19 protein-coding genes and 1 pseudogene are annotated in these 14276 nt (G+C 64.7%); all 20 read right to left on the reverse strand.

The features are described 5' to 3' along the window. A pseudogene (locus ACREPD_RS19380) lies at positions 1-814 on the reverse strand (hypothetical protein); the annotation flags it as partial. 6 nt (positions 815-820) lie between these two features. After that, the gene (locus ACREPD_RS19385; protein ID WP_431600819.1) at positions 821-943 is read right to left on the reverse strand and encodes a hypothetical protein; all 123 of its coding nucleotides are present in this window, start codon (positions 941-943) and stop codon (positions 821-823) included. Next, complete coding sequence (locus tag ACREPD_RS19390; RefSeq protein ID WP_431600820.1) at positions 943-1461, reverse strand: DUF6631 family protein; 519 nt, start codon at positions 1459-1461, stop codon at positions 943-945. Before ACREPD_RS19390 ends, ACREPD_RS19385 begins: the two co-directional genes overlap by 1 nt. Further along, positions 1461-2222, reverse strand: a complete 762-nt coding sequence (locus tag ACREPD_RS19395; RefSeq protein ID WP_431600821.1) for a hypothetical protein — start codon at positions 2220-2222, stop codon at positions 1461-1463. Before ACREPD_RS19395 ends, ACREPD_RS19390 begins: the two co-directional genes overlap by 1 nt. A 2-nt stretch (positions 2223-2224) precedes the next feature. Next, positions 2225-2386, reverse strand: a complete 162-nt coding sequence (locus ACREPD_RS19400) for a DUF7210 family protein (protein ID WP_431600822.1) — start codon at positions 2384-2386, stop codon at positions 2225-2227. After that, positions 2383-2850 (reverse strand): phage tail terminator protein, encoded by a 468-nt coding sequence (locus ACREPD_RS19405; protein ID WP_431600823.1) that lies wholly within the window; start codon positions 2848-2850, stop codon positions 2383-2385. Before ACREPD_RS19405 ends, ACREPD_RS19400 begins: the two co-directional genes overlap by 4 nt. Further along, positions 2847-3374: a gp436 family protein gene (locus ACREPD_RS19410; RefSeq protein WP_431600824.1), complete on the reverse strand. Its 528-nt coding sequence runs from the start codon at positions 3372-3374 to the stop codon at positions 2847-2849. The genes ACREPD_RS19405 and ACREPD_RS19410 overlap by 4 nt, the downstream gene beginning before the upstream one ends. A 9-nt stretch (positions 3375-3383) precedes the next feature. Then, a complete protein-coding gene (locus ACREPD_RS19415; protein WP_431600825.1) occupies positions 3384-3869 on the reverse strand; it encodes a hypothetical protein in 486 nt (161 codons plus the stop codon). Between the two features lie 155 nt (positions 3870-4024). After that, the gene (locus ACREPD_RS19420) at positions 4025-4969 is read right to left on the reverse strand and encodes a hypothetical protein (protein WP_431600826.1); all 945 of its coding nucleotides are present in this window, start codon (positions 4967-4969) and stop codon (positions 4025-4027) included. Between the two features lie 25 nt (positions 4970-4994). Then, positions 4995-5333 (reverse strand): capsid cement protein, encoded by a 339-nt coding sequence (locus tag ACREPD_RS19425; protein ID WP_431600827.1) that lies wholly within the window; start codon positions 5331-5333, stop codon positions 4995-4997. A gap of 22 nt (positions 5334-5355) precedes the next feature. Next, positions 5356-6561 (reverse strand): hypothetical protein, encoded by a 1206-nt coding sequence (locus tag ACREPD_RS19430; RefSeq protein WP_431600828.1) that lies wholly within the window; start codon positions 6559-6561, stop codon positions 5356-5358. 214 nt (positions 6562-6775) lie between these two features. After that, positions 6776-7348 (reverse strand): phage virion morphogenesis protein, encoded by a 573-nt coding sequence (locus ACREPD_RS19435; protein ID WP_431600829.1) that lies wholly within the window; start codon positions 7346-7348, stop codon positions 6776-6778. Further along, positions 7348-8625, reverse strand: coding sequence for a phage minor head protein (locus ACREPD_RS19440; protein ID WP_431600830.1), 1278 nt, complete (start codon positions 8623-8625; stop codon positions 7348-7350). Before ACREPD_RS19440 ends, ACREPD_RS19435 begins: the two co-directional genes overlap by 1 nt. Positions 8626-8628: 3 nt before the next feature. Further along, complete coding sequence (locus ACREPD_RS19445; protein WP_431600831.1) at positions 8629-10155, reverse strand: DUF935 domain-containing protein; 1527 nt, start codon at positions 10153-10155, stop codon at positions 8629-8631. Further along, positions 10152-11855 carry a hypothetical protein gene (locus ACREPD_RS19450; RefSeq protein WP_431600832.1) on the reverse strand — a complete coding sequence of 568 codons (1704 nt, stop codon included), beginning with the start codon at positions 11853-11855 and terminating at the stop codon, positions 10152-10154. The genes ACREPD_RS19445 and ACREPD_RS19450 overlap by 4 nt, the downstream gene beginning before the upstream one ends. 18 nt (positions 11856-11873) lie before the next feature. Continuing rightward, on the reverse strand, positions 11874-12422 hold the full coding sequence (locus ACREPD_RS19455; protein ID WP_431600833.1) for a phage protein Gp27 family protein: 549 nt from the start codon (positions 12420-12422) through the stop codon (positions 11874-11876). 13 nt (positions 12423-12435) lie between these two features. Next, the gene (locus tag ACREPD_RS19460) at positions 12436-12759 is read right to left on the reverse strand and encodes a hypothetical protein (RefSeq protein ID WP_431600834.1); all 324 of its coding nucleotides are present in this window, start codon (positions 12757-12759) and stop codon (positions 12436-12438) included. Continuing rightward, positions 12756-13073 carry a hypothetical protein gene (locus ACREPD_RS19465; RefSeq protein WP_431600835.1) on the reverse strand — a complete coding sequence of 106 codons (318 nt, stop codon included), beginning with the start codon at positions 13071-13073 and terminating at the stop codon, positions 12756-12758. The genes ACREPD_RS19460 and ACREPD_RS19465 overlap by 4 nt, the downstream gene beginning before the upstream one ends. Continuing rightward, on the reverse strand, positions 13070-13567 hold the full coding sequence (locus ACREPD_RS19470) for a lysis system i-spanin subunit Rz (RefSeq protein WP_431600836.1): 498 nt from the start codon (positions 13565-13567) through the stop codon (positions 13070-13072). Before ACREPD_RS19470 ends, ACREPD_RS19465 begins: the two co-directional genes overlap by 4 nt. A gap of 8 nt (positions 13568-13575) precedes the next feature. Further along, the gene (locus tag ACREPD_RS19475; RefSeq protein WP_431600837.1) at positions 13576-14103 is read right to left on the reverse strand and encodes a lysozyme; all 528 of its coding nucleotides are present in this window, start codon (positions 14101-14103) and stop codon (positions 13576-13578) included. Between the last annotated feature and the right edge of the window lie 173 nt (positions 14104-14276).

Raw genomic sequence — 14276 nt, forward strand, 5'->3', positions numbered from 1 at the left:
CCTCTTTCCAGTGGGTGCGCTGGCTGCTGATGCCCACCATTGCGCGGTTGTACGCCTCGCGCGAGAGCGTGCCGGCGTCAACAGATTTCTTGAGCTTGGCCTCATCGGCATCGAGCTTGACCAGCGCCGCATGGGCTGGATCGTAGGCGCGCAACAGTTGCTGCACCTGGCGTTCTTCCTTGGTTCGCGCGGCCACCATCTGCTCTTTGCCCGCGAGCAGCTGTTTTTCCTGCTTATCCAACTTGCCGAAGATTTCAGCCTGTTCCTCGGTCGATACCAGACCAGCGCGCACGGTGCGATCGAGCAGCTGCTCGGTCTCGGCCAGGTCTTCGAAGGAGCGTGCGCCGCGCTCGACGCGCTGCTGCAGTTCTGAGATGGACTGGATCTGCGTGGTGGTGGCCGCCTGCGATGCGTAGGCCGCCTGAACCGCCTGGCGCGAGGCCTGCGCCTGCTCGGCGGTGGCAGCAGCGCGACTGGAATCGGCATCGCCCGCCGCCCGACTGGCGGCCAGCTGGTCCTGTAGAGCGCGCTGGTAGGCGACCGAGGCCTGCACCACCTGGCGAATGCGGGCGGCGGCCTGCTCGGCCGTTTCACCCTCTCGCTGCAGGCCAGTGGCGGCGTCGTTGGCCGCCTTGCCGACATCGGCGATGCTCTTGGCGTCCTTGCTGACACCGGAAAGTGCTGTGGATGCGCCCTTGGCTGACTTCTCTACACCGGAAAGGCCAGATTCCACCGTCTGCAGAGCGCCGGCTGCCTGGTCAAGATCCGCACGGATCTTGAGTGCAAGTTCCAGATTGCCGTTGTTGCGAGCCACGGGCGGTTACTCCAAGTCTTTGAGCAGCTTTTTTGCTGGGTCGCCGCCTGCGAAGGCGGCGTTGATATCGACCAGTCGGCTACGCCTGGCGCGCCGTTCCCGGTTGTCCTCTTCCTTCAGGAAGAGCATCAGCTGCCGCTGGGTGAGTCGTCCGATATCGGCCGGGCCTCGCCCGTATCCAGCGCGGATGAGGGTTGCGTAAACCCGGCCCCAGCCAACGACCTGGCCACTTTTTCCTGCGCGGCCTTGCGCAACACGCGGCGGATAAAAAAACTGGCATTGGCCTGCCACCAGAGCAGCGCCAGAAAATCACCGTCCTGGTCGTTCAGCCCGGTCACCCATTCGGGCTCTACGTTCGCCGCGATCGCGATCAACTCCAGGACGACCTCGATGTGGCTGGCCAGCACCTCGCTGATGGCATCGAAGCCAGGCGGCACATCTGCGTCGGCGATCAGTACGTGCAGGTCATCGGTGAGGGGCTTGATCTTCGGCGCCAGCCGCGCCCCCTCGATAAACCCATACTCGCGGACCATGATTTCCCGGCCGGCGATCACGGTGGATCGCTCGGGATGCAGAACGTCCAGGTCATCGGGGACGCCCGACTTGGGCGCCCCCGGCTTCTTGGTGCGGTCGACCTTACGGGCCATCAGCCGGCAGCCTTCTTCTGCAACATGCGACCGAAACCGCCCAGGGCCGCATCAGCTGCGCGGGTGGTGTCGTACAGGACAGCTGCGCTCAACGCCAGGTTGCCGTACTCCTGGTTGATCAGCCCCAGCGAGCTGACCGGATCGAAGCGCGTGCGCCACAGGTCGATGATCACTGGCTCTTCGGTTTCGGTGTTGATCCCGTCGAACTGCAGGAACACCACCTTGCCGGGCGCCGAGAACAGCACGATGTTCTCGGCCGCCGCGTAGCTGTAGGCAGCCTTGAACGGTTGCTGCAGGGAGCCGACGTTCTTCATCTCCACGATGTTCTTGCCGTGGCCGACCAGCTCGTAGTTTGCCGGCGGGACCGTGGCCGGGGTCGTGGCGCTGTCGGTGAGCACCAGCGCGCTGGCAAACGGATGGTCCAAGCGGATCTGGTCGCCGGCCACGAGTGCTGCGGGGAACACCTCACCGGTCACGGTGGAAGCCGTGATATCGGCCAGCGACGCCTGGAACCCCAGCGCCAGATTGGCGGAAGACCAGTAGTCCAGGGTGAGGTTCAGGGCGGCAGTGGTGCCGGTGGCGAGACGACCGATCTGCAAGCGCTTGCCCGAGAACGATTCGTTCTTGTCGGTATTGCTGGTGGACAGCTCCAGCGTGGCCTCCGGGACGTTGCCGACCCAGCGCATCTTGCCGATCTTGCCGGCGGCGTCGACCTCACCGAGGCGGATGTAGCCCTGCAGGGAAAATAGCGTACCGCTCATGATTACTTCTCCTTCGTGGCGGCGACGATTTCCTGAGCGACAAGCCAGTCGCGCTCCGGTTCGGTCACCTTGATCTTGGCGCCGACCGCATATGCGGTACCGGCATGGGTGTGGTTGGCGTTGAGGGTGACCTCAACCAGCTTGGGGTCCGGCTTTTCGCTCACGTCTTAGCTCCTCCGATGGAGTGTTGGGTTTGGTAGACGTCGGCCCACAGCGCGGTGCCGGCGTCGTAGTCCTGGATATCGCCCTGCAGGAGCTGGCAGGCACGAGCACCACGCACGTCGGGCACCCACCCAATCAGCACGCCACGGGTGGCGCTGAGCATTGAACTGAGGTCGTCAGCGACCTGGGCCCCGCGCTGCTCGCGGTAGTTGCGCACCGCCAGCACCACCGCAAAGGTCACCACCATGATCTGGCGCACCTCCGCCATCTGGCCGCGCGGGGCGTGGCCCGGTTCGTTGGGCTGGCCTTTCTCACGGGCCAGCACCACATAGGCGCAGGGTGCTGGGAAGTCCTGCAGGCTGGTGATCGACTGGAAGTCGGCCGAGCCTTCGACACTGCGCAGCGCCTTCACCGACGTGCGCAGGCGGTCCTGGACCACGCGAACATCGAACGGGGCCGCGCTCATTCGCCGTAATCCCGCAACGTGTGGCCACTGAACTGGCGATCGGGGGCACACCATTCCGGCGAACCACCGCCTGCTGGCGGCAGCGGGTCATCCATGCCCAGGCTGAACTTGCCGTCCCGGGTCAGTTCCAGGAACTCGATGGCTTGCTGGTAGTCGCGGACCACCGGGTCGGTACGTTCCTGGGTGTTGACACGATCCTTGTGCAGCAGATACCTGGCGATCCAACGTGCCCAGGTCGACACAATTCCCGGTACCGGGTTCAGCGGCACCTTGTAGGCGACCGGCTTACGCATGACCAGGTAGCCATCGATCACGCCATCGGCATCGACCAGCGCGGTGGCGATGACAGCCAAGGCCTCATCGGCCACCAGGATGTCGTCCGGGTCGAACTGACTGCGATCCTCGCTGCGCAGGGTGGCTTCCATCAGATCGTCAGCGACAATCCGATGCCGCTCCGGCGTAGCGACCTGCGCCAGCTCGCGGGCGAGCTTGGCTGCAGCCAGATGGGTGGGAGTGCAATACATGCGGCGGGCCTACTCGGTATCGTCCGGCAGCTCGCCGGGTTCATCGCCCAGGACACCAGCGGCCTGGTACAGCGGGGCTTCCTCGATCGGCAACTCGATCCAGGCCGGCGGCTTCACGACATGACCGCGGAACTTGAACGGCGTCAGCACTTCGAACAATGCCGTGGGCAGCAGCCAGCTCGGAGTGGGGTTTGCCAAGGCGGCGACATCCGCGCCATCGGCCAGCATCATCTGCTGGGTGACCTGGTTAGCAGAATCGGAGTCCGCCTGACCGATGGATTCGGCGGTGGCGACCAGCTGTTCGCCAGCCTGCAGGTCATCGCGCGGCGGGGCAGAATTCTGCGGTGCCGCAGTCAGTTGTTCCGCCGAGGCGGGATCACCCACGCCAGCATCTTGCTGGGCAGCCACACCCAGCGCACTGGGGTCCTGAGCTACAGGATCCGGCGTTGGTGTCTTGTCGGGTACGACGGTGGTGGTGCTCTGGCGCTTGGCCACGGACGTTCTCCTGGTGGGTAATGCCGTCTCTCCGGCTGTCACGCATGATTCGGCTGTGCTCCGCACTGCCAAGGTCCGCGTTCACCTCTTCGCCGCCCCGCTGTGAGTTCGATACGGGCGGCGAAAATGCCGGCGTTCCATCGCCGGCCGTTCGATCAGTCACCCGCACCCTGGATCAGGTAGCCGCCTGCCATGCCTGCAAGCACCGGGGTGGCATCATTGCTGACGCCGTAGATCCAGCTCTTGGCGTTCGGGTCCCAGTACGGAACCTCGACCAGGGGCATGCCTTCGATGCGGTAGCCGTAGCCGTAGCTCGGCTCTTCGATATTGGCGTTCACATCCGCGCCGGGGCTGACATAGGCCAGCACGGCCGACGTGCCCCAGACATCGCTGAACACATCATTCGTACCAGCGACGACCCCGCCGCCCACCACGATGTTCTCGACCTCGAAGATCTGGCGGAGAAGATCCAGGGTCACCTTGCGAATACCGGTATTGGCGGAACGGTCAACCAGCTTCGGGTGCTGCTTGAGGTTCTTGAACGCCTTGGCCGATAGCAACATGGTGTTGGGGTACAGACCGATACTGCTGCGCACCGCTTCCTTGCCTTCCTCCACGTCCTCCGCCGGGTTCGAAGCGCCGTTGGACCAAATATCGGGACCGGTCAGCGCGACCTTGTGATCGTTGTCGTAGTTGGCGGCGCTGGTGGCGAGCTTGGCGCTTTCCACTTCGTATTCCAGCGCGAGCGATCGCAGCACCGTGTTCACCGCGCGGCTGCCCAGGTTGATGCCAGGCACCTGGCTGGCATCGCGCATGTGCTCACGCGGCACGACCGCTTCCAGGGCGCTGGGGATGATCGTGTAGGGCTTGCCCTCGTAGCCGAAGCGGATGCGCTTGGTGGCAGAGCCGGGCGCGCGCTTGGAGCTGTAGACCTTGAAGGACTCCTTGCCGAACTCGATCGCCTGCCCACCGTAAGCGCCAACATCGGCGAACGGGAACAGCGAAGTGGCCACCAGCTGCGCCTGGCGATAGCCACGGGCATGCTCGGAGAGGATGGGATCGACCACGCGAATCTGGCCGGGGGTCATCTGTGCGGACATGTAAATCTCCTGCGGCGGTTGCCGGTCAGTTCGGGATGAGGATCACTTCGAGCACGTCGCCAGCGGCGGCAACGGCACCAGGCACAGCGCGGGCGACGACCTTGCCGGCAGTGGCGGTGACGGCCTTGCCATCAGCGCCGACTTCGATAGCAGCGCCAGCAGCGATCGCACCGCCTGCGGTCACCTGGGTGGTGCCCAGGACGTCCACCGGCGCAAGTTCGCCAATAGCTGCGTTGGAACGGGAGACGCCGACCGAATTGCCCGCCGCGCTGGCCACACCACCGGTGGGCGAGACGAAACGGTTGGCCGTCAACACGGCGGTGGCCAGCACGGAGAGGGTCAGCAGGGAAATGTTCTGGGACATGGTTGGCTCCTGGGGAAGTGGATCAGCCGCCGACCGCAGCGACAGCAGCGGCCCAGGTCGCGCTGGGGTGCTGCAGCTGGTAGGCCTTGGCCTTGGTGAAAAGATCGGCGCGGCCGGCGTCGACCTGCGTGCCAGGGGGCGAACTGAAGTTGGCAACACCGGCGGGCTCGCCACCACCCGATTTCTCGGCGAAATCGACCGCCTTGGGCAGGCCCGTCAGCAGTTCGCGCAGGACCTGGTCCGCCGGTTTGCTGACCTGACCATCGCCCTCGGCGAAGTTCAGCGGTTCGGCGCCGGCCGGCAGCGCGAGCAGCAGCTCCACGATGGCGGCCTTGTTACGCGGCAGCACCTTGCCATCGGTCACCAGAACTTCCGCGAAGGCGGCAGCGTCCTGGCGGCGGGCGGCCTTTTCACGATCGGCAAGGGCCTTCTCGCGCGCATCCAGGTTGGTAGCCTGCTGGTCGAGCACTTGCTTGCGCTCGGCGAACTGGGCGGTGTCTTTTTCTTGGGACATGGGATCGTTCTCCGGTCGGATCTGGTCACGGTTTGTGGTCACCGCAGTGATGACATTGGCGAGGTGGATCTGCTGCTGGTGGGCAAGCGGATTGCTTTCGGAATAGCTGAGGGAGTTCCTGGGCGCGTCGTCGTCGCGTGTGGCTTGTTCGATCGAGCGGATTTGCCACTGCGGGATGACCTGGTCAGCGGCCTCCAGGCCCTCCTTGTCGATCAGCCAGTCGCGGAAGCGTTGAAACAGGTCGGTCAGGTTCCAGCCGAGCGAGGTCAGCGACATTGCGAAGCACGCGCTTTCCCCAGCGTCGGAGAAGGAGGCCGACTTCAGGCCCTTGATGGCCGGCGGCTGGGCCCCGAGGAAGCCAATGTGGCGCAGGTAGAACTTGCCTGGGGTCGGATTGCCCGGCGTATCGGGCAGGAAGATCGAGGCACTGATTTTCTTGAAGCGCCCGGCATTGACCATCTCGGCAAAGGTGGCATCGACTTCGTGCGGTTCGGCGAACAGCAGGCCATCGCGCGATGACAGCGCCTTGCCCCAGCCATAGGCCGGGTCATCAGTCTTGGGGTGGCCAACGACGATGGGCGCCTCGTGTAGCGCAATGTCATAGCTGTCGGCGATCTGCTGCACGTCCGCTTCGCTGAAGGTCAGCGTGCGGCCGTCCTCGGCAACATGGGTGCCGGCTTTGAAGATCTGCAGTGCGGCGGTGGGCTTGTTCATGGCGCCAGTTTTCCCGGCTTGCCGCCCACCGTCTTTGAAACTGGTTTCTAGGTTTCCCAAGCTCGCGCGCGCGAGCGGTGCGCCTCCCACCGTACCTGCAGCTCGTCAGCGGCCAGCAATCGCCCATAGCGTGCTGTCAGACACTTCCCGACCCCGATGCACGTGTGCGTGTGGCGGACAGAGCACTGCGGCCCGCTCGCGCGGTTCTACGCGGTCACTCGGAAAACAGACCAGCCAGGTGATCAGAGGCGATCGCAACGATTTCGCGCTCGTCATCGAGCGACAGGCCCAGCCAGGGACGTGCCGTCATGTTGTACTGGTACGCAGGCACAGTGACCCACTGGGCGAAGTTGGATTGTTTGCGCGGGACGAAACGATTCCCGACCTCACCGCTGCGGTCCTGGCGGAAGTAAGCCTGCGTGGATCTGGCAGGCCGATTGATCTGCCCGCCGAACTGATGGATGGCGCCGTAAGGCGCATTTGTTCCAACGAAGAGCGTGTCGCCCACAACCTGATGCGCCAGCTGGTCACCGAGCATGTGGAAGTCGAACTTCAGCATCGGCACGCCGGGACGCTTACGGTCCTTGTATTTCTTGTAGGACGGCGACAACGGCGCCCAGGGCGATCCATCTGGCGCTACCTGACGGGCGGCACGATCTCGGGTCGCGCGGAGCAGGTACTCGCCAATGTCTGAAAGCATCAGCCGCAGTCCGTCGGCACGCATGGTGCGGACGGCCTTGGCGATACCGGGGCTGGCGGTGTCTTTGGTGATTTCGATGTTCGCCATCAGAGCTTCCCCTGCAGCAGCTGCAACGTGCCGTTGGCCAGTTCGCGTTCGAGCTCGGCCGTCCCTACCACCCGCGACTGCGCAAGCACCGTATTGGCACCACTGTTGGACACGGCCACGTCGATGACCAGGCGCTGGCGCCGGCCGGTGGCCAGAACGTAGCGCAGGTGACCGGCGATCACGTCCAGCAGCACGGCCAGCGGGCTCGCCATGCGAGCTGGCAGCTCGGCGATAGCAAGGGCCACTGCGCCGGGTGCAGCTGCCGGCAGTTGCCCGGCCAATACCTGGATCGCGGCGGTCGCTGGCTGCAGGCCCGCCTGCAGAACGCGCGGCACCAGCTGCGGAGACACCGCGCCCACCAGGAAGCGTGCGGGGTGGCTGACACCGGAATCGATGGCGGCCGTCCATCGTGAATACCCCGCCTGCAGGGCATTGGCTGCGCGAGGCAGGGCCAGGCTCTGCGCGGCACTGGTCGCCGCAGGCGTAGCGGGCAACCGGGTCGTGGTTTCCAAGGCGCTCTGCAGGGCAGTATCGAGCTGGCCGGCAAGCGACGGTGGTGTGACCGGGCCGCCGCGACCGCTTGGCCAGTGCTCTGCACTGGCCCCAGGCGCATAGCCAAACCCCGGGTCGACGCCGGCCGGGGTCAGTACCTCTCTTGGGCCGCCCGGGCTGCGCTGCCCGATCAGCACCGGACGCATCTCCGTCGGTGGTGCCTGATCGGGGCCGTCCTTGCCCAGCCGACGCAGGTCGCGCTCATTCAGCGCATCGACGTAGCACTGGCAACCGTAGCCATTGGCCGGGAAGTGCCAGCGCCACCACGGATCATCGTGACGCAGCACCATCCCGTTCCAGGACACGTGCAGCTCGCGCGGATGCTCCACGGCATCGTTGTGGTTGTAGCGCCAGAACGGGCGGACCTTGATCAGCTCCTGCAGTTGGGCCCAGCGGCCGGCGTTGTAGCTTTGGCGCAAGTTGGTTTCGTAGATGATCCGCGACCGCCAGTTGCGGCCGCCGTTGTAGTCCCAGCCATGCGTGGCCACGATCCGGTCGAAGTCAGCGCGGAACTGCTCCAGCGTCCGGCCCTCGGTGATGGCCCGCTCGATCACCTGCTGGAAGTCGGCCAGCAGTGCATCACGATTGGCACCGGCCACCATGAAGCTGGTGTCGTGTTGCGCACCCCATACGTCCAGATAGCTTTCGGTGAGCACGTTCGCCTTGCGACGGAAGAACTCAATCTGCTCCTGGAAGGGTAATTGGCCGTAGCCGATGCTGGCCATCGATCAGGTTCCGCTGCCCTGGACGTCGAACCGACCGGCCAGCGTCGCGGCAGTGAGCGCATCGGCCATCGCGGCGGCATAGTCGTCCAGGCCCATGTCCGGATGCAGCTCGAACAGACGATCACGCAGCGCTTCCAGCGAGTCCACCTCATCCACAAGCCCGCGCACTTGCTCCACCCAGCCGCTACCAACCGGCGTCAAGCGGCGATCGAGCTGGCTTGCCAGCGGTGCCGACGGGTCTGGCGGTGCACGGCCGCCATCGGCAAAGGACGCTGGGTAGTGTCGCCGCAACAGGTTGAACACGGTATGGCGTGCATCTGCAAACTGCGGCCCGTCCAGAGCTGTCGGCGGCGTGGCCGGCTCTGCAGGAGGCTGCACCGGCTCGTAGTTGGGGCCGTAGGTCTGGTCGATGTAGACCGATCTGGGGCGGTAGCCCAGGCGCAGCAACTTCTCGTCGCGGCTGGCCATAGCGTCGAGGTCGGCGGGCTCTTCCGTGACGCGGAACACGCGCGGGATGGCGGCACCTGGGAAGTTCCACTCGGTGAGCCAGCGAGCCGGCCCGTTGGTGAAGGATTCGCACACCATGTCCGCATCGGCCTTGATGATGTCCGCACGCACCTCCCGCTGCAGCTGGTCGTTGCCGAGCTTTCCTGGTGTTCCCTGGGTGCTGGCGGTCTGTCCAAGCACGACCTTCTGGATGGTGGCGTCCATGTAATCCTGCATCGCCTTGTAATCGGCGGTGCCGCTACGCCCGGCTTCCAGCAGCGTCAGCTCCATGCCCTTGGGCATGATGATGCCGCTGTCAGTCTGGATGGCGCGGGTGGCTTGCAGCAGTTTTCTGCGCTCGGCGTCGGTGGCGTCGGCCTCGTACTTGCCCACCGCTGTGGGCATGCCGAACTTCTCCAGGAAGATCAGCCAGAACTTCAGCCCGTTTCGCTTGAACAGCACCGGCCAATACAGCCAGTGTGCCAAGCCCAGGCCATAGGGCTCATCGTCGTGATCGGCGCCGCAGCAGTAGTTCCAGAAGTACGGTGCGGTCGCCGGCACGCCTTCGGTCATCTGCGACTGGGTCAGCAGCCGGAGGTCGCCCTCTTTGCCGAAGCGGAAGCGGCGCCGATTGCGCACCTTGATGGCTTGCAGGCCGATGCGACTGCCGTCGACCTTGTAGAGGATTTCGGCCGGGGCGTAGCCGTAGAACACCCCGAAGAGCATCTTGCGAGTGACGTTGTCCCAGCCGACATTGTGCAGCTGCTCTTTCAGGTACTCGGCGGCCTGGCGGTCGATGCGCTTCTCGCCACCGGGTTCCACCTGCCATTCGCAGGCCACCACCGAATCCTGGCGTGACCCGAAGGTGGTTTTGACCTCCGGGTCGGACAGCACCTGCTCATAGATCTGCAGGTCATAGCCACCGCGATTGCGCAGCACACTATCGAAGGGCAGCAGCAGCGGCCCGGTATAGCCACGGGTGATGTCGATGCCATCGGCGGTGGTGGCGATCTCGCGGCCAATCTCGGGGTGTGGGGTGGTCATACGAATCCTCCAAAATCATTGCCGCCGGTCACGGTTCCGAAGCCCTGGTCGGTCATGGCGGCCGATACGCCATCTGCGTGGCCGTCCCCGATGTAGGCACGCTGGCCAGTGGACTGAAATTCAACCGGCACGTGGGCCACGTGGTTCAAAGCCGCGAACTGCATCAAGGCACCCGCGATCGCACCGTCACCATGACGGACCAGCTCGGCGTCCTTCATGTCCTTGCGCTCCAGCTTGGGCACCATCGGGATGCCGTCGACGAACTCCACAGCGCGATGGTCATCCTCCAGCGAGGCGTCCCTGGGCAGGGTGATGTAGCCGTCTTCGAAGAGTGCGATGTACTTGTTCATCCACTCGCCGTACCAGGGCCGCGACAGGGTTACCTCATGGACCGGGCCGCCGTCATACCGCCCGGTCTCCTTGTTCAGCTCGGCGCGGCCGTACCTGTCACCGGTGTATTCCATCAGGGTCTGGCCTGGGCCGGTGGCATCACCGGCGAAGGTCCAGTTGTTCAGATAGTCCAACAGTGCCCACAAGATCTGCTCCTGTTGGCGGGTGGGTGCGTTGGCCAGCTCGATCAGGAAAGGCACGTCGCGGCGTAGATCCTGGCTGATCTTTGCCGGCACGATCACCGAGAAGTGGCGATGGCGTGCGAAGTCCATGCCCACCGCCCAGCGACCGCTGGCGCCCTCTGACGCTTGCTTCATCGCCGGCACCAGGGTGATCGCGATCCAGGAGGCACACCAGATCTCGCGCTCCTTCTCCGAGCGCTTGGGGAAATCATCATCGAACACGATGCGCAGCACCGGTCGGATCTCGGGCATGGCCCGTTCGATCCACACTGAGGGGATAGCCGAGCCATCGCCGTCGCGGGGGATGACGTCCAGTTCTTCGCGCATTGCGCCCTTGCGCGGGCCGTAGGCCGAGCGGATGCCGGTGTACCAGTCCCTCTTGCCGTGGGGTGTGGCCGGCACACCGCGCATGGCGCACACGCGCTCATACAGGCCATTGGCCACCGCATCATCGAATGTGATGCGAATGACGCCGGCACGCTTGCCATAGCGCCCGGCCTGAACGTCTTGGACAAGCTGGTTGAACGGGTTCTTCTTGCCGCGATGGGTGGACCAAACGCGGATGCGACCGCCCCAAATCAGCAGTGCGGTGGCCGATTCAAGCACCTTGGCCACGTCCCGATGGAGCGCCGCTTCGTCAATATCGACCACGCCCTGCAGGCCGTGGATGTTCTCCGGCCGCGAAGACAGCGCGGTGATGCGGTAGCCGCTGGCGAAACGAACGCGGAATGCCTGGATCTGGCGGCTGGTGCCGTCGGGCAGCTGGTCGTGAAAGATGTGTTGCTCGATGCGAGTGGCTTGGCCGCGGGCGATGATGGGCGCGAACTTGGCCACGTAGCCAATGAACTCCAGGCCCTTCTCCCGGGTGTCAGCCATGTACCAGACGTTGTCGCCGCCGGCATCCTTGGCGGTAGCGGCGGTGACCGTATCGGTGAGGGCCTGAGCGAAGGTGATGCCGGTGCGGCGGCCCTTCTCGCACACCGCGATGTCCAGATCCTGCTGCATGCGGATCCACTCGGACTGATGGGCCATCAGCACGCCGACCGCGCCCGGGTCGAAGTCTTCCGCCACGCTGCGCACGCTCTCAGGCAACTCATCCCAGTCCAGGACTCGCTCAGTATCTGCCAAGGGTGCAGGCACACCCATCTACTTCACTCCCATCAGGACCGTCTTGCGCCAGAAACTCGCGTCGCCTGCGGACAAGCCACGGGCAATCGCTGCCGATTCGACGCGCTTGGCCGCTTCCAACAAGGTCTTCTCGCGCACATCACCGGCCCACTTTTCGCGGATGATGGCCGCGCGCGTCAGCTCGGAAATACTCTTGGCGGTCTTGGCGTACAGCGCGATGCGCTGTGCCGGCGAGATCTCATCGGAGTCCTGCTCGGCCGCCTCCTGGAACTCCAGAAGCGCTTCGAACAGATCCGTCTGCACCAGGCCGATGATCGCGCTGCCCCGATCCACCGCGTTATCCGGTGCCGTGGCGGCCACCATCTTCATCGCCTCGGTGCTGGCGCTGATCGCTGCCAGGCGGCGCTTGAGCTTCTTGGCGCGCTCGTTGACCGTCGTCTTGCTGATCTCAAAGCCCTGTTCGGCCAGCCATTCGGACAGCGGCACGCTGCCACCAAAGGCGTTGGCCACCAGTCGGCGGTCCAGCTCGGCGCGCAAGTCCGCCGGCAACAGGTCAATCTTGCTCACGGGGGGCATGCGATCACCAATACTTGGGCGGGCGGGCAATGCCAGGGCCGCAGTCGATGCTGTACTCCACGATGTCCACGCCATAGCGCATCAGCTCGGCCGACCAGGGGCCGGAGGGCGATTTGGTGATTTGGATGAGCCGACGCCCGCCCAGGTAGTCCAGTTCGCGGCGCACCTCCAAGCCGGTGGCGTCCGGATACATATCCTGCGCGGCCCCGACCAGGACCGATTCGGCCATCGGATACGGGCGCGCGCGGTTGAGCACCAGCAGCATCAGCCAACGCAGCTGCTCGCGGCGCAGCTTGTCCATGTCGATGCCATTATTTCCGTGACTCACGGTTGGTTCCCCTTGATATGCATGTGCTTGATCTCCGTGGCCACCGCATCGAGCTTGGCTTCAATCACGCTTTGACTGCGGACGAAGTCTTCGCGGCGCACGTATTTCTCGGCCAGTTCCAGCCGGACATTGGTCAGGTCGCTTTCGACCTTGCGCCATTGGTTGCTGTCATTGATCAGAATGGCCATCTGCGCATCGGTGCGCTGCTGGAGCTGGGCGACAAGCCAGCGGCCGCCTGCAAACAATGCACCGACCAGCGTCAGCCCGATGCCTGCGAACCAGACCAGGTAGATGGGTTGCACCTCAACGATCATGGTTCGGTTCCAACTGGGGGGGCGGCTGCGTTGGTGAGGCTTCGGACGGTGCCTTGGCAGGCACGGACCTGGTCGTTGGCGTCGCGTCCGACTCGAACAAGATCGCCCTGATCCTTTCTTCGTAATTCGGCGAACGCATCACGTTCGACGGTGGCAGCGGAGGCTGTGGACAGACGGGCGGTCTCACAAGCGGCCCACTGGCGACGCAACCGCAGCACCCCAGAATCGATATCAGCCACAACGCGCGCAGGCAGGGCTTGTGCATCTTGACGGTCCTCTTCGTGTTGAGTGCCGATGCGAGCCATCGTGCGTGCACCAGCCTGTTCGATGGCCCTGGCACCCCGCTCATCTTCAAGCCGGGCCTGTAGCCCTTCTGAGAGACTTCGGGCGGTCTCGGCATCTGCGTGGGCACTGATCGCTTGGCCGCGATAAAGCAGCGCGGCTGCGATAGCGACCAGGAGCAGGAGCACCAGCAGGCCCAGGGCGGCCGACATTGCGCGGATCATGCGGCGCGCCCCTCGCACATGGCGCGCTCGGCGGCACGGCGGCGCTGCAGCCCACGGTACGGCTTGCCTCCAGCGTTAACCCACAGGCTCAGCTGTGCGCAGGCCAGGTCCCAGCGCCCCTGATTGGCGTACTGGCGAATGCGAGGCTGACTGCCATTACGCAGCGTGCACAACCCGTCCTTCACTCCAGCGCCACCTGGCCCAACATTGAACGCGAATGAAGTCAGCGCGGCCGCCTGGTAGTCCGTCATGGGGACATCAATGCAGCGCTGCACCGTCTGCCAGGCAGTGCCAAGATCAGATTCCAGCAGCTTCTGGCATTCCTGCGTGGTGTAGGTGCGCTGTTCGACCAGCCCGGTGTGGCCGTGGCAAACGGTCATCTTGCCGATCACATCCCGGTAGGGCTTGGCTGAGTAGCCTTCCCACGGCTGAACAAGACCCAAGGCCAAGGCCAGCATTGTGGCCAGCGTCCCCCCGACAATCGGGAGCGCCTTGCCTCCACCAGGTTGATCGACTGCTGCCACGCGCCACCTCCAAAGGAAAGATGGCCGACGGTCATGACGAGGAGTGGCCGCCGGCCCGTTGCACCACCGGGCGCAACAAATCGATGGCGCCAGTCTCCCTATCCGTTAGGGCAGCGTCTTTGAAACTGGTTTCGAGGAATTCTCCCCGCGCGCGCGGGAGAGTGGGCCTTCAA

The organism is Stenotrophomonas sp., from assembly GCF_050737075.1.
Lineage (GTDB): Bacteria > Pseudomonadota > Gammaproteobacteria > Xanthomonadales > Xanthomonadaceae > Stenotrophomonas.